Source organism: Variovorax sp. P4_D9, assembly GCF_056401695.1.
This window is the reverse complement of record NZ_JBFUIU010001414.1, coordinates 1-1,426: the sequence shown is the minus strand read 5'-3', so window position 1 is coordinate 1,426 and position 1,426 is coordinate 1. Positions and strand designations below refer to the sequence as shown.

At 63.6% G+C, this 1,426-nt stretch carries 2 protein-coding genes; both read left to right on the top strand.

Features of this window, described 5'->3' with window-relative positions; genetic code table 11:
• The first annotated feature begins 122 nt into the window (after nt 1–122).
• Nucleotides 123–776: a BON domain-containing protein gene (locus tag AC1DY5_RS55525; RefSeq protein WP_478122685.1), complete on the top strand. Its 654-nt coding sequence runs from the start codon at nt 123–125 to the stop codon at nt 774–776.
• 69 nt (nt 777–845) lie between these two features.
• Nucleotides 846–1,184 carry a hypothetical protein gene (locus AC1DY5_RS55520; RefSeq protein ID WP_478122684.1) on the top strand — a complete coding sequence of 113 codons (339 nt, stop codon included), beginning with the start codon at nt 846–848 and terminating at the stop codon, nt 1,182–1,184.
• Nucleotides 1,185–1,426: the final 242 nt, after the last annotated feature.

Below are 1,426 nucleotides of genomic sequence, written 5' to 3'. Positions count from 1 at the left end.
GCAGCAGGCTACGCCTTGATCCAGCGCAAGCCGGCGCATGCCGTGCCTTCCTACAGTTGCAGACAAGCAATCTCCGTGTCACAGCGCGAGAGCCGTCTCGACCCTTCCACGAAAGGACCCCCATGAGATCCGATGCACAACTTCGAAGCGACGTTCAGGCCGAACTGGACTGGGATCCCGCGATCCCGTCCTCGCACATCGGGGTCGCCGCCAGCGATGGCGTCGTCACACTGACCGGCCACGTCGCCAGCCACGCCGAGAAATACGCGGCCGAGCGCGCCGCACAACGTGTCAGGGGCGTCAAGGCGCTCGCGGTGGAGATCACCGTGAAGCTGCCGGCGGGCGGCGAACGCACCGACGCGGAAATCGCCCTGGCTGCCGAACGCGGTCTCGAATGGTCCACGCTCGTGCCGAGTGGAAGGATAAAGCCGATGGTCGAAGGCGGCTGGATCACGCTCAATGGCGAGGTCGAATGGGAGTACCAGCGCAAGTCGGCCGAAAAGGCCGTGCGCAACCTGCTCGGTGTCGTCGGCATAACCAATATGGTCAAGATCACGCCCAGAGTGCGGCCCACCGACATCGAGAAGCGGCTGCACGATGCGCTGGAGCGCCAGGCCTCACGCGAGGCCGGCCGGATCCAGGTCGTGGTGGACGGAACTCAGGTGAGCCTGCGAGGCAAGGTTCATTCATGGGCGGAGTTCGATGCGGCGCAAGGCTGCGCTTGGTCCGCGCCAGGCGTCACCTCGGTGCTGAACAACTTGGTGGTTGAAGATTGATACAGGCCCGAGCCGGCAAGCGCCACTCGGGGACCGGAGCCGTCGAAGACCGGGGCAGGAGGTGGAGCGATGAGTATGAAACTCTTGCGGATGCTCAGGGATGCGCAGCTTCCCTTGACCGTTGTCGACAAAGCCGGCATCGAGTTGATTCGAAAGCTTGACGCCGCAGGCTACGTCAAAGCCTTCATTCCTGCCGTCCATGTCGATTGCGACGACTGTGCACGGCAGGATCCTGCGGTCGTCCTTGAGATCACCGCTCGCGGGCGGCAGGTGTTGTTCGAGAGCATCGCCCGGGAGGCCGAACAAGCGATTCGCGAGCCATTGGCATCGAAGCAACCTCAAGATGCCGATCCGCGCGAAGGGCGCGTAGCCTTGCTGCTCGGAGGCAAGCTTCGATCTCACGGCTGAGATCGTTCGACGGCGATGACTCATTGAGACGATGCGGCTTCATGGATGTTGGTCATGGCCCGGAGCAACTGATGCCCTGGACACCCGAACGCTACCCCGCCTCGATGCGCCACTTGCCGCCTGTAGTGCGGCTCAAGGCAGTCGAGATCGCGAACGCGCTGCTCGCCGAGGGCTGCGACGATGGCAAGGCGATCCGGATCGGCATTGCCAAAGCGAAGCAATGGGCGCTGGGCCTGAATGCG

Coding starts and splice junctions, on each gene's coding strand:
- AC1DY5_RS55525 (WP_478122685.1), top strand. CDS start 123: ATGAGATCCGATGCACAACTTCGAAGCGACGTTCAGGCCGAACTGGAC.
- AC1DY5_RS55520 (WP_478122684.1), top strand. CDS start 846: ATGAGTATGAAACTCTTGCGGATGCTCAGGGATGCGCAGCTTCCCTTG.